15 protein-coding genes are annotated in these 21,082 nt (G+C 67.0%); 7 read left to right on the plus strand and 8 right to left on the minus strand.

The window, feature by feature from the left end:
• Positions 1 to 104 precede the first annotated feature (104 nt).
• Entirely contained in the window at positions 105 to 758 is a 654-nt protein-coding gene (locus ABB25_RS05515; protein WP_057664761.1) for an ankyrin repeat domain-containing protein, read from the plus strand.
• Between the two features lie 42 nt (positions 759 to 800).
• Complete coding sequence (locus ABB25_RS05520; RefSeq protein ID WP_057664762.1) at positions 801 to 1,991, plus strand: Tle-like phospholipase domain-containing protein; 1,191 nt, start codon at positions 801 to 803, stop codon at positions 1,989 to 1,991.
• 75 nt (positions 1,992 to 2,066) lie between these two features.
• Here ABB25_RS05520 and ABB25_RS05525 read toward each other — a convergent pair whose 3' ends face one another.
• Both ABB25_RS05525 and ABB25_RS05530 read right to left on the minus strand, forming a co-directional pair.
• On the minus strand, positions 2,067 to 3,320 hold the full coding sequence (locus tag ABB25_RS05525; protein ID WP_057664764.1) for a DUF819 family protein: 1,254 nt from the start codon (positions 3,318 to 3,320) through the stop codon (positions 2,067 to 2,069).
• A gap of 73 nt (positions 3,321 to 3,393) precedes the next feature.
• On the minus strand, positions 3,394 to 5,469 hold the full coding sequence (locus ABB25_RS05530) for a S9 family peptidase (RefSeq protein ID WP_057664765.1): 2,076 nt from the start codon (positions 5,467 to 5,469) through the stop codon (positions 3,394 to 3,396).
• A 142-nt stretch (positions 5,470 to 5,611) separates the two neighbouring features.
• On the opposite strand from ABB25_RS05530, the gene ABB25_RS05535 reads away from it, so the two are divergent.
• On the plus strand, positions 5,612 to 7,171 hold the full coding sequence (locus tag ABB25_RS05535) for a peptide MFS transporter (RefSeq protein ID WP_425477310.1): 1,560 nt from the start codon (positions 5,612 to 5,614) through the stop codon (positions 7,169 to 7,171).
• A gap of 79 nt (positions 7,172 to 7,250) precedes the next feature.
• On the opposite strand, the gene ABB25_RS05540 is transcribed toward ABB25_RS05535, so the two are convergent.
• Both ABB25_RS05540 and ABB25_RS05545 read right to left on the minus strand, forming a co-directional pair.
• Positions 7,251 to 9,206, minus strand: coding sequence for an alpha/beta hydrolase family protein (locus ABB25_RS05540; protein ID WP_057664769.1), 1,956 nt, complete (start codon positions 9,204 to 9,206; stop codon positions 7,251 to 7,253).
• 149 nt (positions 9,207 to 9,355) lie between these two features.
• Positions 9,356 to 10,354: a polyprenyl synthetase family protein gene (locus ABB25_RS05545; RefSeq protein WP_057664771.1), complete on the minus strand. Its 999-nt coding sequence runs from the start codon at positions 10,352 to 10,354 to the stop codon at positions 9,356 to 9,358.
• A gap of 213 nt (positions 10,355 to 10,567) precedes the next feature.
• Here ABB25_RS05545 and ssb point away from each other — a divergent pair, with 213 nt between their 5' ends.
• Both ssb and ABB25_RS05555 read left to right on the plus strand, forming a co-directional pair.
• Positions 10,568 to 11,119, plus strand: a complete 552-nt coding sequence (gene ssb, locus ABB25_RS05550; RefSeq protein WP_057664773.1) for a single-stranded DNA-binding protein — start codon at positions 10,568 to 10,570, stop codon at positions 11,117 to 11,119.
• A 560-nt stretch (positions 11,120 to 11,679) separates the two neighbouring features.
• A complete protein-coding gene (locus ABB25_RS05555) occupies positions 11,680 to 12,060 on the plus strand; it encodes a response regulator (protein WP_057664775.1) in 381 nt (126 codons plus the stop codon).
• Between the two features lie 36 nt (positions 12,061 to 12,096).
• On the opposite strand, the gene murD is transcribed toward ABB25_RS05555, so the two are convergent.
• The 3 genes from murD to ABB25_RS05570 all read right to left on the minus strand — a co-directional run bounded on the left by murD (position 12,097) and on the right by ABB25_RS05570 (position 17,528).
• A complete protein-coding gene (gene murD, locus ABB25_RS05560; RefSeq protein ID WP_057664776.1) occupies positions 12,097 to 13,500 on the minus strand; it encodes a UDP-N-acetylmuramoyl-L-alanine--D-glutamate ligase in 1,404 nt (467 codons plus the stop codon).
• Complete coding sequence (gene murL, locus ABB25_RS05565; RefSeq protein WP_057664779.1) at positions 13,481 to 14,833, minus strand: UDP-N-acetyl-alpha-D-muramoyl-L-alanyl-L-glutamate epimerase; 1,353 nt, start codon at positions 14,831 to 14,833, stop codon at positions 13,481 to 13,483. Before murL ends, murD begins: the two co-directional genes overlap by 20 nt.
• A gap of 85 nt (positions 14,834 to 14,918) precedes the next feature.
• Entirely contained in the window at positions 14,919 to 17,528 is a 2,610-nt protein-coding gene (locus ABB25_RS05570) for a bifunctional aspartate kinase/diaminopimelate decarboxylase (protein ID WP_057664780.1), read from the minus strand.
• Between the two features lie 144 nt (positions 17,529 to 17,672).
• Here ABB25_RS05570 and ABB25_RS05575 point away from each other — a divergent pair, with 144 nt between their 5' ends.
• Positions 17,673 to 18,530, plus strand: coding sequence for a PhzF family phenazine biosynthesis protein (locus ABB25_RS05575; RefSeq protein ID WP_057664781.1), 858 nt, complete (start codon positions 17,673 to 17,675; stop codon positions 18,528 to 18,530).
• Positions 18,531 to 18,593: 63 nt separating this feature from the next.
• On the opposite strand, the gene ABB25_RS05580 is transcribed toward ABB25_RS05575, so the two are convergent.
• A complete protein-coding gene (locus ABB25_RS05580; protein WP_057664782.1) occupies positions 18,594 to 20,267 on the minus strand; it encodes an amidohydrolase in 1,674 nt (557 codons plus the stop codon).
• Positions 20,268 to 20,543: 276 nt separating this feature from the next.
• On the opposite strand from ABB25_RS05580, the gene ABB25_RS05585 reads away from it, so the two are divergent.
• The gene (locus ABB25_RS05585) at positions 20,544 to 20,942 is read left to right on the plus strand and encodes an HU family DNA-binding protein (protein ID WP_057664784.1); all 399 of its coding nucleotides are present in this window, start codon (positions 20,544 to 20,546) and stop codon (positions 20,940 to 20,942) included.
• The last annotated feature ends 140 nt before the right edge of the window (positions 20,943 to 21,082 follow it).

Raw genomic sequence — 21,082 nt, forward strand, 5'->3', positions numbered from 1 at the left:
GAGCCCGGAGCATGCCGATGCCTGCACGCCCGTCACCCCTGTCGTTGCCCGCGGTGCTGGCCCTTGCCCTCACCGCCGCGACGTCACCAGCTGGAGCCGAGAAGATGCCCACGACCCTGTCACAAGGGACAACCGTATCCACGCCGTTCCCAAGCGCCCTGCACCCGCTGGCACAGGCAGTGGCCGAAGGCGATACCGACACCATCGCCAGACTCACCCCGCAGGCGCCGCCGTCAGCCCACGGCCAGGACAATGTCACCCTGCTGGAATGGGCGATCTGGAACCGCCGCGCCGATTCCCTGGCCGCCCTGCTCCAGGCCGGCATGGATCCGTCCATCCCGGGCATGGATGGCGAAAGCGTCGCCCACCTGGCAGCCAGTGTCGATGACCCGCGTTACCTGCAGGTGCTGATCGGACACGGCGCAGCGGTGGACCTGACCGGCGGCAAGGCCGGACGCACGCCGATTTTCCGTGCCGTGCAGAGCCGTCGCAGTGCGCAGTTTGAATTGCTGCTGGCAGCCGGTGCCGACATCAACCGCAGCGACGCCATGGGCAACACCCTGCTGCATGTGGCCGCCGAAGTCGGCGATGCCGGCCGGGTCCTGCAGCTGCTGCAGGCCGGTGCCAATCCCGATGCCACCAACAGCCGCGGCGTGTCGTTCCAGACCCTGTTGTTTGCCGAAGACCCCGCACGGCTCAATGCCAAGGGGCGTGCCGAACGCCAGGCCGTGCAGGACTGGCTGGCCGCCAACCGTTGATGTTTCCTCATTCCAGCCGTCGGCCTGCACAAGGATCTGCGCATGTCTTTGCTTGAGAACCCCTCTTCCGGCCTGGCCGGTGCCATTCACGGGCAGAACCCGCACGTGGTCGATCGCGAACTGGCCCAGCTGCTGGCCAGCACCTATACCGTGGCTGCCCAGCGCCGCGACCCGGCCGTTGCCGTGCAGCCGCTGCCTGCCGGCTGGCACGCACTGGACGGCAGCGAGCTGCTGCGCGCTGGCATCCATCCGGCCGACCTGAGCGATGCCAAGAGCGGCTTTGATGCCGCGCTGTACCGCAACGACCAGGGCCTGGTCGTGCTGGCCTTCAACGGCACCGACCAGGGCCGCGACTGGCGCAGCAACCTGCGCCAGGGCCTGGGCCTGACCGATGTCCAGTACGACCAGGCCATTGCCTTGACCAGCAAGGCGCAGCAGGCATTCGGCCAGGACCTGGTGCTGAGCGGGCACTCGCTGGGCGGGGGTCTGGCCGCCACCGCCGGCATGGTCAGCAACATTCCCACCGTCACCTTCAATGCCGCCGGCGTGCATGACGCCACCCTGGAGCGGTATGACCGTGATCCGGGCGTACTCAAGCAGCAGGCACAACAGGGGCTGGTGCGCAGCTACGAGGTGCGCAACGAACTGCTGACCTACCTGCAGGAAGACAGCCTGCTGACCCGCTGGGTGATGCCCGATGCACCCGGCCACCGCATCGAGCTGCCGGATCCGGACCCGAAGGGCTTTTTCGAGCGGATGGTGCCCGGGGTCATGCTCAAGCACCGGCTCGACCTGCATGGCATCGATGCGGTGCTGCAGGCACAGCAACAGTCTGACCTGGACGAGCGCCCCTGGCAGGCCCAGGCGCCGGGTCGCGAGCAGCAACTGCTGCTGGATGCCGCACGCGGTTTGTCCACCCAGCGCGCCCCGCTCGGCCTGCATGACGACAGCCGTTTCTTCAATACCGCCAGCCATGTCGCTGCCCATGCCAGCCAGGATGGGCTGCAGCGCATCGACCACCTGATCGCCACCCCGGACCAGCAGCGCCTGGTCGCGGTGCAGGGCGCGGTCGATGACCCCGCGCAGCGCCGCAGCGTGGTCCTGGCTGAAGCGGCCGCACGCGAGCCGGCCAGCCAAAGCTACCAACGGCTGGAGCAGTGCTGCCAACAGCAGCACGAACAGGAAGCCAGCCATCAGCAGCGCCAGGCACGTGCCGCCGTAGCCAGCCATTGAGGCCACTTCCATCATGCAGCAAGGGCGCCCGAGGGCGCCCTTGCTGTTTGGCTCGGTCCGACAGCTGCCGGCGGCTCAGGCGCCGGCCATCCACTTGAGCATCAGCCCGGTGAGATAGGCCAGCACCGTGCCGGTGGCATAACCAACCGTACCCAGCAGCACGCCGACCGGGGCCAGGGTCGGATGGAAGGCCGCCGCCACCACCGGCGCCGAGGCCGCCGCACCGACATTGCCCTGCGAGCCGATGGCCAGGAAGAACATCGGTGCCTTGAGCAGGCGGCCGACCACGTACAGCAGCAGCACGTGGGTGGCCATCCAGATCACACCGAGCAGGAACAGCCATGGACGCTCCAGCAGGGAGAGCAGGTCCATCTGCATGCCGATGCAGGCAATCAGGAAGTACAGGAACAGGGTGCCGACCTTGGAAGCACCCGCGGCCTCCAGATTGCGCACCTTGGTAAAGCTCAGGCTCAGACCGGCAAAGGTGGACAGCATCACCACCCAGACGAACTGGTTGTCCAGCGACGCCTGCCTGGCAAAGCTGATGTTGGCCGCGCACCACGACGCCAACGGAGCGGCCAGGGCGTGCGCAGCACCTACCACCCCCAGGCCGACACCGACGATGACCATCAGGTCGGTCAAGGTCGGGATACGCGCACTTTTGGCGTGGTAATCGGCAATCCGGCGCTTCATGTCGTCAATGGCCGAGGTATCGGCACCGTTGCGTGCATCGATCTTCTCCGCACGCCCGGCCAGCCAGATCAAGCCCGGCATCAGCAGGATGCTGGCACAGACCACGTCCACCACCGCGAACTGGCCAAAGGTGGTCGCATCGACGTTGAAGGTCTCGCGCATGGCGGCCATGTTGGCGCCGCCGCCGATCCAGCTGCCAGCCAGTGCGGCCATGCCGGCCCAGGTGTCACCGGCCACGGTTGCCGGATGGATCAGCTTCATCGCCTGGAAGGACACCAGCGCACCGAGCATGATGCCGATGGTGCCGGTGACGAACATGATCAACAGCTTCGGGCCGAGCCTGAGGATGCCCTTCAGGTCAATGGACAGGGTCAGCAGCACCAGCGCCGCCGGCAGCAGCACATCGCGCGCGACCGGGTTGTAGAGCTTGGTGGTGTGGCCATCAATCAGGCCGACCGTGTTGTAGATGGCCGGGATGAAGTAGCACAGCAGCAGGGCCGGGACGATGGCGAAGAATTTCTGCCAGAAACCCTCGCGCTTGCCGGCCAGGTGGAAAATCAACGCCAGGGTGGCGGCGATCAGGCCCAGGCCAACGATGTCGTTGGTGATCAGGACAGTGGTGCTTTCGGGCGTCATCGCCCCTCCAGGAAATTGGTTGCAGGCAGGAAAACGGCGCACAGCACCGGGCCGTGCGCCGACAGGCAGGTACTTACTGGCCCAGGTGTCGCTTCAGCCAGGCGTTGACGGTGTTGTGCCACTGGATCGAGTTGTGCGGCTTGAGCACCCAGTGGTTCTCGTCGGGGAAATACAACAGCTGGGACTCGATGCCCTTGCGCTGCAGGGTGTGGAAGGTGGACAGGCTCTGGTCCAGCGGTACGCGGAAGTCGTTCTGGCCGGCCACCACCAGCATCGGGGTCTGCCACTTGTCGATGTGACGGGCCGGGTTGAAGGCCTCGTAGCCCTCCGGCTTGCTGTACAGCGGGCCGCCGAATTCCCATTCGGTGAACCACAGCTCCTCGGTCACCGCGCCCATCGAGCGGGTGTCGAACACACCGTTGTGGTTGACCAGGCACTTGAAACCATCGGTCCAGTTGCCGGCAATCCAGTTGATCATGTAGCCGCCGTAGCTGGCACCCAGCGCACAGGCGTTGTCGCCGTCCAGGAAGGCATACTTCTGCTGCGCAGCGGCCCAGCCCTTGCGCAGGTCTTCCAGCGGGCGGTCACCCCAGTGCTGGCTGATCGCATCGGTGAAGGCCTGGCCATAGCCGGTGGAGCCGTGGAAATCGATCATCACCACCGCATAGCCCTGGGCGGCATAGGTCTGCGGATTCCAGCGCTGGCTCCAGGCATTGCCGAAGCTGCCCTGCGGGCCGCCGTGGATCAGGAAGGCGACCGGGTACTGCTTGCCTTGCTCGTAGTTCCATGGCTTGACCACGTAACCATGGACGGTTTGGTTGTTCCAGCCGGCAAAGCTGAACTGCTCGAACGCCCCAAAGCCCACCTCCGGCAGCTGCTGGGCCGCACTTGGGGTGATCGCGCGCAGCGGAGCGGCGGCGCTGGCATTGGTCACGAGTACCTGGTCATTGCTGTGCAGGGTGTTGCGGGTAAAGGCCAGGGTGTCACCGGCGACGTCAAAGCTGCCGATGCTGCCCTGCCCGACCAGCTTGTTGACCTGGCCGCTGGCGATGTCCACCGCAAACAGCGGGTGCTCGCCGGTGTCCTGGGCGGCGGTGTACAGGGTCTTGCCGTCATCGGACAACACGATGCCATCGGCCGAGCGGTCCCAGTCCGGGGCAATCTGGCGGGTCTTGCCGCTGCGCAGGTCCATCGCCATCAAACCGAAACGGTCGGCCTCGAAGCCCGGGCGGGTCATCGCGCGGTAGTACAGGGTCTTGCCATCGGCACTGAACACCGGGCCCGCATCCCAGGCCGGGTTGGCCGCGGTCAGGTTGACCGGCGCACTGCGGCCGGCCGGATCGAGCCTGTACAGGTCGAAATTGGTCGACCACGGCTCGCCGGCACCGGCCACGCGTACTGCGGCCACGATCGACTTGCCGTCCGGCGACCAGCTGTAGTCCTCGCTGCCGCCAAACGGCTTGGACGGCGCATCGCCGGCCAGGGTGGCGCTGATGGCCGAGGCGCCAGCCACCGGCGCGGCATCGCCGCTGGGCAGCGGCGCGACAAACAGGGTGTTGCGGCGGCCATCGGCCCAGCTGTCCCAGTGGCGCACGAACACGCCGTCAAACAGCACGCCGCTGGCCTTGTCGGCCTTCTTGGCGTCCAGACGGGTGGTGGTGCAGGCCAGGTCCGAGCCGCAGTCCTGGAACACATCGGCCGAGAACAGCACGCGGTCACCCGTCGGGGCGACCTTGTAGGTATCGATGCCACGGGCCAGGGCGGTCAGCTGACGCGGGGTGCCGCCGGTCACCGGCATCGCATACAACTGGTTGCTGCCGGACTGGGCGGAAAGGAAATACAGGGTGGCGCCATCAGCCGACAGGCTCGGCGCGCTGACATTCCAGCCTTCCGGGGTGAGCTGCTCCGGCTCGCGCAGGTCCCGGGTGAGCAGGTTGCGGATGAAGACCGCGCTGCTGCCCTTGTAGTCGGCATCGGCACTGCGCTGCAAAAACAGCACATGGCGGCCATCGGCGGTAAGCAGCGGCGCGGAGACGCGCGTGATCGAGACCAGATCCTCGACCTGCAGGCCACGGGTCGGCGCAGCCGTGGCTATCGTGGGCAGGGCAGCCAGCAGGCACAGCGGCAGCAGGGCGTAGCGAAGCGTCATCGCACTCTCCAGATGGTTTACGGCAAACCAGCGATGGTAGTGCGGGTGGTGGCGCAGTCCAAGGGCCGGCAGTCATGCCGTGCCGTCGGCGCAAGTGCGGGCCTATACTGCCGGCCACCCATTCATTGCGGAATTCCCTCCCGTGTCCACTACCGCCCCAGCCCGTCTGATGGCCGGCGAGCAGCTGCTAGGCCATCCAAAGGGCCTGTTCGTCTGCTTCCTGACCGAAATGTGGGAGCGCTTCGCCTTTTACGGCATGAAGGCGCTGCTGCTGCTCTACCTCACCAAGCACCATCTGTTTGCCGATGCCGACGGCTACCTGCTGCTGGGCACCTATGCCGGCCTGGCCTATGCGCTGCCCCTGCTCGGTGGCATCCTCGCCGACCGCTGGATCGGCATGCGCAAGGCGGTGATCTACGGCGGCATCCTGCTGGTGCTGGGCCAGCTCGGCATGGCCTGGACCGGCCACGCCGCCGAAGGTGTGCAGGGCCAGGCGGTACAGGACGCCGGTGCGATCCAGATCATGTACTTCTCGCTGGCGCTGATCGGTGTCGGCGTCGGCTTTCTCAAGCCCAACATCTCCACCATCGTCGGCCGTCTGTACCCGGAAGCCGATCCCCGCCGCGACTCGGGCTTCACCATCTTCTACATGGGCATCAACGTCGGCGCCTTCCTGTCCTCGCTGATCGTCGGCTATGTCGGCATCAACTACGGCTGGGGCTGGGGCTTTGGCCTGTCCGGGGTGATGATGGCCCTGGGCCTGGTGCAGTTCATGCTCGGCCGGCGTCACCTGCTCGGCCAGGCCGAACCGCCGGCCAGCCACACTGCACGCACCGAATGGCTGATCTATGCCGCTGGCGTCGGCCTGACCTTCGTGGTCTGGCAGGTGCTGCAGACCCGGATCGACTTCGGCCCGCTGTCGGCCCTGGTCGGTGGCCACGAGGTGACGTTGACCGAACTGGTCGCGGTGGTGCTGGGCATCGGCCTGTATGCCTGGTTCATCGGCCTGCTGCTCAGTGGCATCTCGGCGGCCGAGAAGGGCCGGATGGTCATGTTGATGGTGCTGATCACCGTCAGCGCGCTGTTCTGGGGCCTGTACGAGCAGACCTACGGCCCGTGGGTGGCACTGGCCGACCGGGCGATGGACCTGACCACCTTCGGCATCACCTGGAACGCGGCGCAGACCACGGCGATCGGCGCGCTGGCCGTGATCAGCCTGTCGCCGGTATTTGCCTGGCTGTGGCCGCGCCTGGACAAGCGCGGACTCAACCCCTCCTACCCGGCCAAGTTCGCCTGGGGCCTGGTGTTCTGCGGCCTGGCCTTCGCCGTGCTGGCCTATGCCACCGCCAACCCGGCCGCCGATACCGGCTTGGTCAGCCTATGGTGGATGATCCTGGCCTACTTCGTGCTGGTGATGGGCGAGATGGTGCTCTCGCCGGTTGGCCTGTCGGCGGTGACCAGCCTGTCAATCCCACGCGCAGTGGGCATGATGATGGGCGCCTGGTTCCTGTTCTCGGCCTTCGGTGAAATCATCGCCGGTCGGCTGGGCACCTGGGCGGCGATCCCGCCGGAGGCCAGCCGTGAAATGGCCCTGGCCACCTACACCGGCGTGTTCACTTCGATGATGTGGATCGGCCTGGTCGCCGGCGGCCTGCTGTTCTTGGCCACCCCGCTGCTCAAGCGGCTGACCCGCGAAGGCTGATTGGCCACAGCCACCAACAACAACGGCGCCGCAGGGCGCCGTTGTTGTTTCCACGTCCCGGCAACCCGGGTGGGCCCGCTCAAGGCGCGGCGCGCTCGCCGCCGATATGCTCGGCCAGGAAGTCCAGCAGGGCGGCGTAGTAGGCGCGGCGGTTCTCCGGCAGGTAGAAACCATGCCCCTCGTTGCGCCGGTACAACGTGGTCACCGGCACCCCGGCCTGGCGCAGCGCGGCCTCCATTTGCTCGGTATGCCGCACCGGCGCGATCCGGTCCTCGCCACCGGCCGCCAGGAAGACAGGTACCCGGATCTGTCCGGCCAGGGCGCTGGGCGAACGTGCACGCAGCTGCTGCATGTCATCGCCCACCCACTCAAGCGACCATTTGCCGGCCCAGCGCGCCTGGTCGGCGCGCTCACGGTGCAGCATCGGCAGGTCATACACCCCGACATAGCCGGCCGCGCAGCGGTACAGCGCCGGTTCGCGGGCAACTCCCATCAATGCGGCATAGCCGCCATAGCTGGCTCCGTAGATGCAGATGCGCTGCGGATCGGCCACACCCTGCGCCACCGCCCAATGGGTGGCATCGGTCAGGTCATCCTGCATCGTTGCCCCCCACTGGCGCGCGCCGATACGCTGGTAAGCCATGCCCAGGCCACCGGAGCCGCGGAAATTGAGCTGCAGCACCGCATAGCCGGCCGCGGCCAGCAGCTGGCGCTCGCCATCGAACTCCCATTCGTCATGGATCCCATACGGACCACCATGCGGCAGCACCACCATCGGCCGCGGCCCCTCCCCGCCCCCGGCCGGCACGGTGAGGTAACCGTGCAGGATCAGGCCATCACGCGCCGGCAGGCTGATGGCCCGGGTCGGCGCCATCGCCTCCGGGTCAATCTGGCGGGCACGGCTGACCAGGTGTTGGGCCTTCTGGTTCTGGCTGTCAACCAGGTAGAAATCCCCGGGATTGCGGTCACTGTAGGTATTGACCAACAGCCAACGACCATCGCTGCTGGTACTGGTCACGCGTACCGGCCCGCCGAAGGCGGTTTCCAGGTTGCGCTGGCGCTGGGCATCGGCCGAGGCTTCATCGAAGAACAGGGTATGCGGCGTGGGCAGGGCCACCTCCACCCCGACCGGGATGCGCGTCCCAGGGCGGTACAACACCCGGACCGGGTCGCCCACGGCCGGGCGCAGGATCTCGCGGCGCTGGTCACTGGCAATATCCCAGGCCACCACCGCATCGGGCCCCAGCGGCTGGCTGACACGCAGGTAAGCCACCGTGCCGGCCTCGTTCATGCCCAGCGGCAGCTCCACCCGACCGCTGGCCTGCTGGTCATTGACCAGGGTCCAGCCCTCACCTGCCGGCGAACGATGGTAGAGCTTCTGTGCATTGTCACTCTCCGCCCCCCAGGCAAACCGCACCGCACCGGCAGGGTCGGTCAGGAAATCGGCGCGGCGTACCGGCGCGCGTACCACCAGAGTGCGCTTGCCGGTGCGTACATTCATGCGCTCGACCCGGGTCACTGGCTGCTCGCTGAAGGGGATGACCCGGATCAGCACATGATCGGCATCCACCTGACCGCCGGCGATGACTTGCGCCGCCACCCCCTCGGCCTGCTTGCCGGGAATCCGGGTTCCAGCCGAGTTGGACTGCACCCGGTAGCCCACCAGCAACTCGCCCCGGCCACCGCTGGCACTGGCCGAATAGATCTCTCCGGTCGGCTGCGGCTGCTCCAGGCGTCCGAGCTTTTCGCCGAGCGACAACAGCACCCGGTCGCGGTTGGCCCAGCTGAAGTCGGCCACATGGTTGTTACCGGGCGGGGAGAAAGTACCCGTCACTGTATTGTCAGCCAGCCGGATGATGACCAGCCCGGTGCGGTCATCCAGCGGCACCGAGGCCGCCATGTGGCTGCCATCCGGGGAGAGCTGGATCTGCTGGAACTGATCACGCGCCAGGAAGGTATCCAGGTTCACCGGCGCGGCCATCAGCGCCGGCGGCAGACAGCCAAAGAGAAAACCAACAAGCAAACCACGTCGCATCCCTGCCGCCCCATTGTGCAAATGGCCGCAATATAGATCAGCCTGCCACCAGCTGAACAGGCGTGGAAACGGGAATGTGACCGGTATCACCGGACATGCCACGGCAGGCAAGCCGCCCGGATCCGGGTGGCCTGCGCCAGCGGGAATCTTCAGTGGTTGCGGCTGACCGCGTAGCGGGCCAGGCCGCGCAGCGCGGCAATGGCCTCGTTCTCGCCCAGGCCATCGAGCGCGGCCTCGGCCGCATCGGCATATTCGACCGCGCGCTGGCGGCTGTAGTCCAGCCCGCCGGTGGCATGGATGGCGGCCAGCACCTCGTCCATCGCGCTGCTGTCGCCTTGCTCGATGATCTGCGCCAGGCGCGCGCGGGTGACGGCATCGCTGTGGGCCATGGCGTGGATCAGCGGCAGGGTGGCCTTGCCCTCGGCCAGGTCATCGCCCAGGTTCTTGCCCAGCTCCTGCGCATTGGCCGAGTAGTCGAGCACGTCATCGGCGATCTGGAACGCATAGCCCAGGGCCATGCCGTAATCGTAGAGCTTGCGCTGCACCGCCTCGTCGGCACCGGCAGCCAGGGCTCCGAGCTGGGTACCGGCGGCAAACAGCACCGCGGTCTTGCGCTCGATCACCCGCAGATACGCCGCTTCATCGGTGTCAGGGTTATGTACATGCAGCAGCTGCAGCACCTCGCCTTCGGCGATCTTGTTGGTGGTGTCGGCCAGGATCCGCATCACCGGCATCTGGTCCAGCTCGACCATCAGCTGGAAGCTGCGCGAATACAGGAAGTCACCGACCAGCACGCTGGGCGCATTGCCCCACAGCGCATTGGCCGTGCTGCGGCCGCGGCGCAGGTCCGACTCGTCGACCACGTCATCGTGCAGCAGGGTCGAGGTATGGATGAACTCGATGATCGCTGCCAGCTGGTGGTGGGCCGGGCCCGAGCCGCCAACCGCGCGGCCGGCCAGCATCACCAGCATCGGGCGCAGACGCTTGCCGCCGGCGGAGATGATGTGGTCGGCGATCTGGTTGATCAGCACCACATCCGAAGCCAGCCGCGCACGGATCAGGGTGTCGACCGCGGCCATGTCCGGCGCGGCGAAGGTCTGGATCTGGGCAAGGCCCAGGGCGGGACGGGAGGCTTGGAGGATGGTCATGCGATCGGTACGGTGAATGCCGGCAATGATTATAGGCTGCCGCAGTCGTGTCCGCCCGCTCACTGGCCTGTCATCCACCCGCCACGGCCAGATCCGGCACGCTCCCAGGCCCGGTTCGGGCAAGCCCTGACAGCGCCAGCCAGAGGGCTATAATCTACTGGCTAGGCCCGCGCATCGAAGCGGGGCTCCCAACGGAAATACTCAAGGACTCCCATGGCACGCGGCATCAACAAGGTCATCCTGGTCGGCAATCTCGGTAACGACCCGGAAGTGAAGTACACCCAGTCCGGCATGGCCATCACCACGTTGAGCCTTGCCACCACCAGCTCGCGCAAGGACCGTGACGGCAACCAGCAGGAAAAAACCGAATGGCACCGGGTCAAGCTGTTCGGCAAGCTCGGTGAAATTGCCGGCGAATACCTGCGCAAGGGCCGCCAGGTCTACATCGAGGGCCGCATCGAATACGGCTCCTACGAAAAGGATGGCGTGAAGCAGTACACCACCGACATCATCGCCGACGACATGCAGATGCTGGGCGGCCGTGAAGAAGGCGGCGGCATGGGCGGTGAGCGGGCCCCGCGCCCGGCGCGCCCGCAGCAGGGTTATGACAACGACCAGGGCGGTGGTTATGGCGGTGCCCGCAGTAGCGGCCGCGGCGCTCCCGCTGGCGGATCGGGCGGCTATGAGCAGCGTCCGCAGCGCCCGGCTCCGGCGCCGCAGGCGCCGCCGATGGACGACTTTGCCGACGACGACATCCCGTTCTGATACGCGCCGCTCCCTGGCCGAACAACCCCGACACGCCGTTGCGTGCCGGGGTTTTTTAATGCTCTCCAGCCGGCTGCCACATCCCGCAGGCATCAGGATTGCCCGCCATCGTGCAGCCGCGGCCTGCCCCGCCCGGGCATGCCGCACCACGCTAAGCGACCTCATTGCCAGCCAGGGAAAACGGCTTGCCCGCGCCGTGGACAATGACCACATGCCTGGCCTGCACGGGCTGCCACCCATCATGCAGCCAGGCCCACTGCACTGGCGCAGACCGGCACACGGCCACAGGCACTGTGACCCAGCGCGCCTCCGGGCCGGTCAGCGCCGTTGCTTTGCTGGCTGCTTGAAGGCCCGGATGAATGGCGGAAAAAACGCTGTGACCGGGCCACTGCCGGCGCGGACGATGCCAACCCATCGACGCGTTCCGGTTATCAGGATGTATTCCCAACCGCACAGGCAATGCACGGCGTCGCGTTGCCGGCGGCGTTTGCCTGCCCGCGGCAAGCCGGCTAGCCTTACAGGCATTACCGGCACGTTTCTCTGGCGAAGGGGAAGCAGGCATGACAACGACGCTGGACCCCATCCTGGTTGTCGATGACAACGCCGAGCTGCTGGATCTGATCCAGATCCTGATCAGCAATGCCGGGTATCAGGCGGTAACCACGCAACATTCGACACAGGCGCTGGAGCTGGCAAAAACGCGGCATTTTTCCGCGCTGTTCACCGATCTGGTGATGCCGGTCCTCGATGGCCACGCGCTGATCCAGGCAATACGCCAAACCGACGGCCACCACGATTTACCGGTGGTGGTGCTTTCCGGCATTGCCATTGCCGAGCAGAAAAGCAGCCAACCGTGGATTCATCACCTGCAAAAACCGTTCAGCCTGGCCCAGTTCAATGCCGCGCTGGAGCAAGTGATGGCAACGCCGCAGGCGCGCTGAAAGCCGCCGTGCCGGCACGGCGGCCTGGCGCCCGGGTCAGCGGATGCCCAGCCCGGGAATCTGGCTGATCCGTGCCGGATCAAACCCGGCCAGCTCGGCAAAATGACGGCCACGGGCGACATAATCCGGATAGGCACCAAAACTCGGCGCTCCGGGTGAAAGCAGTACCACCCCACCCTGTCGCCCCAGCGCCTGGCGCGCCAGGTCCACGGCCTGGGCAAGATCGCTGGCCGCATGTAGCCCAAAACGCCCGTCGGCGACCGGCTGCAGCAGGGCATGGATGCGCGGGCCATTGGCGCCCATGGTGATGATTTCCAGTGGCGGCTGCCGCTGTACCTGGCGGGCAAAGTCCTGCCAGTCCAGCCCGCGGTCATGGCCGCCGACCAGCAGCGCGATGCGTTGCCCGGCAAAACATTCCAGCGCTGCCAGCGAGGCATGCGGGGTGGTGCTGATCGAATCGTTCACCCAGGCCACGCCATCGCGCTGGCCCAGCCACTGCAGACGGTTGGGCAAGGGCTGGAACGACTGCACCGCCGGCGCCATCGCCACCGCATCCAACCCCATCGCCTCGATGGCCGCCAGCACCGCACACAGGTTGCCGCGGTTGTGCGCCCCCGGCAGCGGGGAGGTGGCGGTATCAAACACCGGCTGCTGGCCGCGGTACACCACGCTGCCGAGCATGTGCCAGCCCTCGGGCTGGTTGAACCAGACCACCTGGCTGTGCGGCAGCTGCAGGCCCTGCAGATGCGGGTCGGCGGCATTGAGCACGGCGATGCGCGGATGTCCGGCCGTCACCAGCGCCAGCTTGTCATCGATGTAGCGCTGCTCGCTGCCATGCCAGTCCAGGTGCTCGGGAAAGATATTGAGCACGATAGCCACGGCCGGACGGACACCGGCACGGGCGACCTCGCCGGTCTGGTAGCTGGACAGTTCCACCGCCCAGTACTCCGGTGCCGGCTGCGGGTCGAGCACTTCCAGCAGCGGCAGGCCGATATTCCCGGCCAGCCCGGTGCGGTGGCCGGCGCAGCGCAGCAGGTGCGCCAGCAACGCGGTGGTGGTGCTCTTGCCCTTGGTGCCGGTGACGCAGACGGTATTGGCCAGCACGCCGGCGGCATTGGCCTGGGCGGCAAACCACAGGCTGCTGCCGCCGATCAGTTCGCTGCCGGCGGCGACCGCGGCCACGGCCTCGGGCCGGTACGGGCTGATCCCCGGCGATTTGATCACCACCTGGTAGGCAGCCAGCGCGGCGGCATCCGGTTCGCCCTGGACATCGAGCAAGGCATCGCCCAGCGCGCGCGCGCTGTCGGCCTGCCCGGCCGGGCAGAACAGGGTCAATGGCTGCTGCGGCAGGCGCGCGCGGATGGCGGCATACGCCGCATGGCCCTCACGCCCCCAGCCCCACAGCGCTACCGACCTGCCTTCAAGCTGCGAAATCAACACGGACCTTGTCCCAGACGGCGGCAGGAATACGGTGGCTGCGGTCCAGCACCAGCTGCGGCTCCAGCTGCAGCGCCTGCGGGTCGAGCTGGGGCGCGATCTGGCGCGCAAAGCGCTGCACGATCAGGTCCTGGTTCCAGTCGGCACGGGCAGCCAGCGCGGCCATCGCCGCGCGCGACTCGCGGCCCTCGCCGACACACTCGAACGGTTTGTGGTCACCGTATTCGAGCAGCGCATCGTAGCCGGCGACCTGGTCGGCATCATCGAGCAGGTTGCGGCCGAAGATGCCGACCAGACGGGTCTTGGGCATGAACGGGGCCAACGCCAGGAACACGAAGTGGCACTTCGGGCAGACCCCGCACCAGCGGTTGACCGGGCGCTCGCCGAGGATGTGGAAGTTGCGGTTGCAGCTGGAAAAATGCGCGTCGTAGTGATCCGTACGGGCGAACTGGCGTGCCACCGCCAGCTCCGACAGCGGACGCAGCAGCGAGTAGTACTGCAGGTCGGCGGCCACATGCGCGGCCACATGCTCGCCAAAGGCCTGCTCGAAGGCCCAGCCCTTGGACCACTGGTGGTTGACCTCGCCGGTGCCGGGAATCTGGCTGCCGTAACTGGCCGAGCGCTCGTTGGAGAACACCACCTGCCCGGCGCCACGCAGCAGCGCGGCCAGCACCAGGATGGCCGAATTGACCGCGGTCACCGGGATGTGGCCGTTCCAGGCGCCCTGCTGGTTGAGCTCGAACAAGGCCGGGGCCAGGCTGCGGCCGATGTTCAGCGTCGGCAGGCCGGTACGCTCGGCGCAGGCACGGATCAGCTGCGAGTTGCCGATCCAGGTCACGCTCTGCGCCACACCGGCGCGGCGCAGCGCTTCGATGGACACCAGCGAGTCCTTGCCGCCGCCGATCGCCACCAGCGCATCGGCGCCCAGGCCCAGCGCCGGTGCCGTCAGGGCATGGCCGGCCACCGGCAGCCTGAAACGGCCGCGCAGGTCCAGCCCGTTGCGGTAGGCGAACTCGCCCAGACCATTGAGATAGATGCCCTCCACCAGCTCGGCGGTCTCGGCATCGACGCTGTAGCTGTCCACGCTGACCTGTGCCGGCACTGCCGCCTTGTAGTAGCTGACCCCGGCGACCAGGTGCAGCAGGCGCAGCGCACGCTCGACCGCCTCGGCACGGGCGGCATCCAGCGCAAACGGCGCCCCGGGAATGGTCACCGTTTCGGTCATCGGCGCGCCATCATCGAAGGCGTAGACCAGCTCCACCACACCGGTAGCCGGGTCAAGGCGGCAACGGACGAAGCGGAAACAAGTGACCTGGTGTTTGTCAAAAGCAGTCATGGGCAACCTGGAAAATCAAACGGCGCGCGGTTTTCGCGCGCCCTGGCGGAACGGGGCGGAAACAACAGCCGGGGTGGCAAGCCACTCAACCGGCGTCATCGAGGATGTCCTGGGCCGGCAGGCCGCGCAGGTTGTAGTGGCTGGCCATCGAATAGCCATACGCGCCGGCATCGCTGATCACGATGACATCATCGGCCGCAGTGGAGGCCGGCAGGCGGCGGCCACGGCCGAAGATGTCGGAGGATTCGCAGATCGGCCCGACCACATCGAACTCGGCATCGGCATAGCCGCCCTGACGGCTGAGGTTGTCGATGTCATGCCATGCGTCATACAGCGCCGGGCGCAGCAGGGTGTGCATGCCGGCATCCAGGCCAACGCGGCGGATGCCTTCCTTCTCCACCACCTGGGTCACCGATGCCAGCAGCACGCCGCCTTCGGCGGCCAGGTAACGCCCCGGTTCGATGACCAGCTCGAACTGCGGATGCACCCGCTTGAGTTCGGCCAGCCCTTCGGCCCAGTCCTCCAGGTCAAACGGCTCGTCATCGGCGCTGTAGGGAATGGGCAGGCCGCCACCGATATCGATCGTGCGTACCGAGCCGATGCGGCGGGCAAACCCGGCCATTTCGTCATACATCAGCCGCCAGTGCTCGCGGTTGCCAACCCCGCTGCCGAGGTGGGCATGCAGGCCGACGATGCGTACCTCCAGCGCCTGGGCCAGCTGCATGAACTCCTCCACCCGCGCCGTCGGCAGGCCGAACTTGGAATCCTTGCCACCGGTGGTGACCTTGGCATGGTGGCCATCGCCACGGCCCAGGTCGATGCGCAGCCAGAGCTGGCGGCCACGGAAGATGTCCGGCCAGCGCTGCAGCAGCTCGACATTGTCCACGGTCACCGTCACCCCCAGCGCCAGCGCTTCGGTGTATTCACTGCGCGGGGCAAAGCTGGGGGTGAACAGCACCTGCTGCGGGCTCAGGCCGGGAACACTGGCCAGCACATGGCGGATCTCGCCCAGCGACACGCATTCCAGACCAAACCCCTCCTCGACCAGGGTACGCAGGATCGCCGGATGCGGATTGGCTTTGATCGCGTAGTAACGGCGGTCAATGGCACTGATCGCGGCCAGCGCGCGCGCCCTCTCCCGCACCGTGGGCAGGTGGTAGACATAGCGCGGGGTGCCCTCCCAGGCCAGCGCCAGCAGCTTCTCGCGCTGGCTCTTCCACCACGGCGTCGGCCGCGGCCGGATGTCCCCGGTGATCTCGCGCCAGCGCACGCCGAAAACGTCGCTGCTGGCGACCGGCAACGCACCGGAATCAATCAGCTCCTCGTGCAGGATCGGCAGCAGGCCATCGGCGGCGGCCTCATCGATGACGAAGGTCAGGTTCAGGTCGTTGGAGGACTGGCTGATCATATGTACGCGTTCTTTTCCAAAAGTGGCCCACACATCGGAGAGTTTGTGCAACAACGAACGCATGCCGCGACCGACCAGGGTGATCGCCGCGCACGGCACGATCACCTTTACCTTGCAGATCTGCGCCAGATCGGCCGACAGCGCATTGAGCACGTCGGTACTGACCAGATTCTCGCTCGGATCCAGCGACACGGTGACATTGGTCTCGGCCGAACCGATCAGGTCCACCGACAGCCCATGCTTCTTGAACAGCGCAAACACATCGGCCAGGAAGCCGACCTGCTGCCACATGCCGATGCCTTCCATCGACACCAGCACGATGCCGTTGCGGCGGCTGATCGCCTTGACCCCGGGCACCGGCGCGGCACTGCCGTCGATCCAGGTGCCGGGCATGTGCGGGCGCTCGGTATCCAGGATCGCCATCGGCACGCCGGCATCGCGGCAGGGTTTGATCGCCCGCGGATGCAGCACCTTGGCCCCGGTGGTGGCGATTTCCTGTGCCTCGTAATAGTCCAGCCGGGTCAGCAGGCGCGCATCGGGCACTTCCTTCGGGTTGGCCGAGAACATGCCCGGCACGTCGGTCCAGATCTCCACCCGTGAGGCCAGCAGCAGCGCGCCGAAATAGGCCGCCGAGGTATCCGAGCCGCCGCGGCCGAGAATGGCGGTACCGCCCTCGGCATGGGCAGCAATGAAGCCCTGGGTGATCAGCATGCGCTGGGGCTGGGCATCGAAGCGGGCCTTGAAGTCGCCTTGTGCCTGCCACTGGCAGTTCACGCTCAGGCGCCTGGACCAGGCACTCTGGTTTTCGCCGGCCGGCGCCGACAGCAGCCAGTCACGCGCATCCATCCAGCCAAAATCCAGGCCGCGTGGCCCGGCCAGATAGGCCGCGCCCAGGGTCGAGGACAGCAGCTCGCCCTGGGCCAGCACCTCGGCCTGCCAGTCCAGGCTGCGTGCTGGCGCGCGCGGATCCTCCAGCAACCCTTCCAGCAGCGCCAGCCGCTCGCCCAGCACACGCTCCGGGTCCAGGCCCAGCTCGATGCAGAAGTCGCGGTGACGGCCCACCAGGGCTGCCACGCGCTGCGCGCTGTCGGACGCGCCCTCGCTGATGGCCAGCAGCTCATTGGTCACCCCGGACAGCGCCGAGACCACCACCAGGATGCGTCCGCCGCTCTCGTCAGCGCGTTTTTTTGCCAGTTTGCCAATCGTGTCCCAACGATGACGGCGTGACACCGAGGTGCCACCAAACTTGAGCACGACCCAACGGTCGCCTTGCGGGAGAGCGGACATAAAAGCCTGAACAAAGGTCGGGGGAAGGGACAGCCGCGGCGCAGATCACGCCGTGGTCACGATTCTATGCCAATGCCTGCGCCACTGACCGACCCAATGCGTGCAGGTTAAGCTGGCTGCCTTGTTTTGGGAGGAACCTGCTGCATGCAACGCCGCTATCTGCAACTGGATGTCTTCAGCGAACGCGCCGGCCAGGGCAACCCCCTGGGCGTGGTGGTGGACTGCGAGGGCCTGGATTCGGCCGCGATGCAGGCCATTGCCGGCTGGTTGAACCTGTCCGAGACCATCTTCCTGCTGCCGCCCGACGCCGGCGCCAGCTACCAGCTGCGCATTTTCACCCCGCGCCAGGAACTGCCGTTTGCCGGTCACCCCAGCGTCGGCGCTGCCTGGGCGGCATTGGAGCTGGGCCTGGCCGAGGCTGGGGAAAGCCGTGAGCTGGTCCAGCAGTGCGCCGCCGGCCTGCTGCCGGTGAAGGTGGTCGGCAGCCGCTGGTTCCGCCAGTTGCATGTACGCACCCCACCGGCGCAGCGCCGCGATGCGACCATCGGCCCCCTGCCCACCGGGCTGGCCGCACTGGCCCACCCCGGATCGACACCGGCGCTGTGGAGCAACGGCCCGGACTGGTGGCTGCTGCGTGCCCGCAGCGAAGCGGAGCTGCGCCGCTACCAGCCCGAGCTGGCAGCGATCGCCGCCCTGCCCGGCAGCGGCAAGCTTGCGCTGTACGCCCCGGCCGACCGCCCGGATGTGGGCTATCAGTACGTGTTGCGCGCCTTCGCCCCGGGGGTCGGGATCAACGAGGACCCGGTCACCGGCAGTGCCCATGCGCTGGTCGCCGCCGCCCTGCTGCAGGCCGGGGAACTGGCAGCAGGCAGCCAATACCTGGCCAGCCAGGGCCGCGAACGTGGCCGCAACGGCCAGGTCCATGTGCAGATAGATGACCAGGGCCAGGTCTGGATCGGCGGCAGCGTGCAACCGGTCATCAATGGCCATATCGATTGGTAAGCCCGGCCCGGGCCGGGGATGGTTCCGGCCCGGGCTGATCTGGGCAAGCGGTGGTGGTTCTGGCTATTCGGCCTGGTAGACCGGCTGCGCATCCACCCAGGTCGAAAGCACCTTCAAGGTGGAAAGCTGTTGCGGCGCGACCTGCAGCGGGTTGTGGTCCAGCACCACGAAGTCGGCGCGCAGGCCCTCGCGCAGCATCCCCACTTCCAGCTCGGCAAAGCCGGCATACGCGGCACCGGCCGTGAACCCGTCCAGCGCCTGAGCAGACGTCAACCGCTGCTCCGGATACCAGCCGCCCACGGGCAGGCCCTGGCCATCCTGCCGGGTCGCCGCTGCCTGCAGGCCCAGCCGGGGATCGACCTGTTCAACCGGAAAATCCGAGCCCAGGGCCAGCCGTGCACCACTGCGGCGCAGGCTCTGCCACGCGTAGGCACCCACGATACGCTGCGCACCGACACGCTCTTCGGCCCAGCCCATGTCCGAGGTGGCATGGGTCGGCTGCATCGAGGCAATGACCCCGAGCTGGGCAAAGCGGGCAATGTCCTGTGCGGCGAGCACCTGCGCATGTTCCACCCGCCAGCGCAGGTCCGCCGGCGCTGACTCGCCCAGTACCGCCTGATAGTTGTCCAGCACGACCCGGTTGCCGCGATCGCCGATGGCATGGCTGGCGACCTGCACCCCGCACTGTGCCGCCTTGCGGCTGGCCGCCAGGTGCTGCTGCGGGCTCATCATCAGCAGGCCGTGGTTGTGCGGATCATCACTGTAGGGGGCCAGCATGGCCGCGCCGCGGCTGCCCAGGGCGCCGTCGACAAACAGCTTCACCCCGCGCATCTGCAGGCGCCCGCCCGGATGCCGGTACAGGCCGTCACGGCACAGGTCGGCCAGCGCCTGGCCGTCGCCATCGGCGTAGGCATCCACCCGCAACGGCAGCTTGCCGGCATCGGCAAAGCGGGCAAAACGCGCCAGCTCCTCGCGCGACACGCCCATGTCGTGGACACCGGTCAGGCCGTTGGCTACCGCCAGCTGCAACGCGCGCTCCAGACGCCGGTCCAGTTCTTCCGGCGCATGCGCCGGGATATGCGCACTGACCAGGCCGGCAGCCGCATCGATCAGCACGCCGGTGGGCTGGCCAGCGGCATCGCGCTCGATCCGGCCACCCTCCGGATGCCAGTGGCCTGCCAGCGAGCGCCCCTGGGCCTGGGCAATGCGCAACGCCGCCGAATTGACCCAGGCCGCATGACCATCGACCCGGTCCAGATACAACGGCCGGTCCGGAAACGCGGCATCCAGATCAGCGGCGCTGGGGAAGGTTTTTCCCGGCCACAGGTTCTGGTCCCAGCCACGTCCGATCAACCACTGGCCCGGTGCCAACTGCGCTTCGGCCGCCTGCAGCCGGGCAATCACCTCCTGCTTGCTGCGCACACCCCACAGGTTGGCCTCGCTCAGGCCATGGCCCAGGTTGACCAGATGCGCATGGGCATCGATCACCCCGGGGATCACGGTGGCCTGGCCCAGATCATGCGCGCTGGCCTGGGGATAGCGGGCCTGCAAGGTGTGTTTTTCGCCCAGCGCCAGCACCCGGCCGCTCTGGCCATCAATCACCATGGCCTGTACCTGCGGCTGGTCCGGGTTACCGGTGACAATCTCCCTGGCGCTGACCAGCTGCAGCTGCGCAGCGGCCAGCGGTGACAGCAGCAAGGCGCCAAGCGCGGTAAAAGCAGCCCAATGTCGATGCATCCGATATCCCCCTCGCCGAAAAGTCAGTCCACGCACTATGCCAGCAACCCGGCCAGCAGGATCCAACTCCCTGCCTGCAGCTGCGTGCTGGCGCATGCGCTGCGCGGGCCGGACGCGGCAATTTGCCTGCCATTTGCCTGCCATCGGCACAGAACCCGATCTTTTTATCGGTAAAAAGGCAAATGCCTATTGGCGCGGCAATCTGATTGCCCTACATTTCCAGTGCCGACGGGGTCGGCAGACCTACCAACCCAACCGTTCACGGAACAGGAAAAAATGGCAAAGACTGTCAGTAAGGCTGCCCCCAAGAAGGCAGTGAAGAAAGCCGCAACCAAGGTTGCTGCAAAGCCGGCGCCCATCAAGCCGATCAAGGAAGCCCTGACCAAGTCCGGTCTGGTGGCACACCTGGCTGAAGCCTCCGGTGTTGCCGCCAAGGAGGTCCGCAACGTGCTGGCCGCCCTGGAAGCCACCGTTACCGCCTCGGTGCACAAGAAGGGGGCTGGCAGCTTCACCCTGCCGGGCCTGATGAAGATCACCACCGTGCATGTGCCGGCCAAGCCCAAGCGCAAGGGCATCAACCCGTTCACCAAGGAAGAAACCGTCTTTGCCGCCAAGCCGGCCAGCACCAAGATCAAGGTGCGCCCGCTGAAGAAGCTCAAGGACGCGGCCCTCTGATTTTCAATCAGGCTGCCAACGAACGGGACGCCACATCGCGTCCCGTTTTTCATGCGCGCAGCTAAACCGCGCCTGCCTGCGCCTTGCCACGGCATTGCCATCAGCGCCGCCAAGCCGCCAGGATGTGTTCCCACCCGCCT

It is taken from the genome of Stenotrophomonas koreensis (assembly GCF_001431525.1).
GTDB lineage: Bacteria > Pseudomonadota > Gammaproteobacteria > Xanthomonadales > Xanthomonadaceae > Stenotrophomonas > Stenotrophomonas koreensis.

Coding starts and splice junctions, on each gene's coding strand:
- ABB25_RS05570 (WP_057664780.1), bottom strand. CDS start 17,528: ATGTCCGCTCTCCCGCAAGGCGACCGTTGGGTCGTGCTCAAGTTTGGT.
- ABB25_RS05530 (WP_057664765.1), bottom strand. CDS start 5,469: ATGACGCTTCGCTACGCCCTGCTGCCGCTGTGCCTGCTGGCTGCCCTG.
- ABB25_RS05575 (WP_057664781.1), top strand. CDS start 17,673: ATGCAACGCCGCTATCTGCAACTGGATGTCTTCAGCGAACGCGCCGGC.
- ABB25_RS05545 (WP_057664771.1), bottom strand. CDS start 10,354: ATGACCATCCTCCAAGCCTCCCGTCCCGCCCTGGGCCTTGCCCAGATC.
- ABB25_RS05540 (WP_057664769.1), bottom strand. CDS start 9,206: ATGCGACGTGGTTTGCTTGTTGGTTTTCTCTTTGGCTGTCTGCCGCCG.
- ABB25_RS05585 (WP_057664784.1), top strand. CDS start 20,544: ATGGCAAAGACTGTCAGTAAGGCTGCCCCCAAGAAGGCAGTGAAGAAA.
- ABB25_RS05580 (WP_057664782.1), bottom strand. CDS start 20,267: ATGCATCGACATTGGGCTGCTTTTACCGCGCTTGGCGCCTTGCTGCTG.
- murL (WP_057664779.1), bottom strand. CDS start 14,833: ATGACTGCTTTTGACAAACACCAGGTCACTTGTTTCCGCTTCGTCCGT.
- ssb (WP_057664773.1), top strand. CDS start 10,568: ATGGCACGCGGCATCAACAAGGTCATCCTGGTCGGCAATCTCGGTAAC.
- ABB25_RS05515 (WP_057664761.1), top strand. CDS start 105: ATGCCCACGACCCTGTCACAAGGGACAACCGTATCCACGCCGTTCCCA.
- ABB25_RS05525 (WP_057664764.1), bottom strand. CDS start 3,320: ATGACGCCCGAAAGCACCACTGTCCTGATCACCAACGACATCGTTGGC.
- ABB25_RS05520 (WP_057664762.1), top strand. CDS start 801: ATGTCTTTGCTTGAGAACCCCTCTTCCGGCCTGGCCGGTGCCATTCAC.
- ABB25_RS05555 (WP_057664775.1), top strand. CDS start 11,680: ATGACAACGACGCTGGACCCCATCCTGGTTGTCGATGACAACGCCGAG.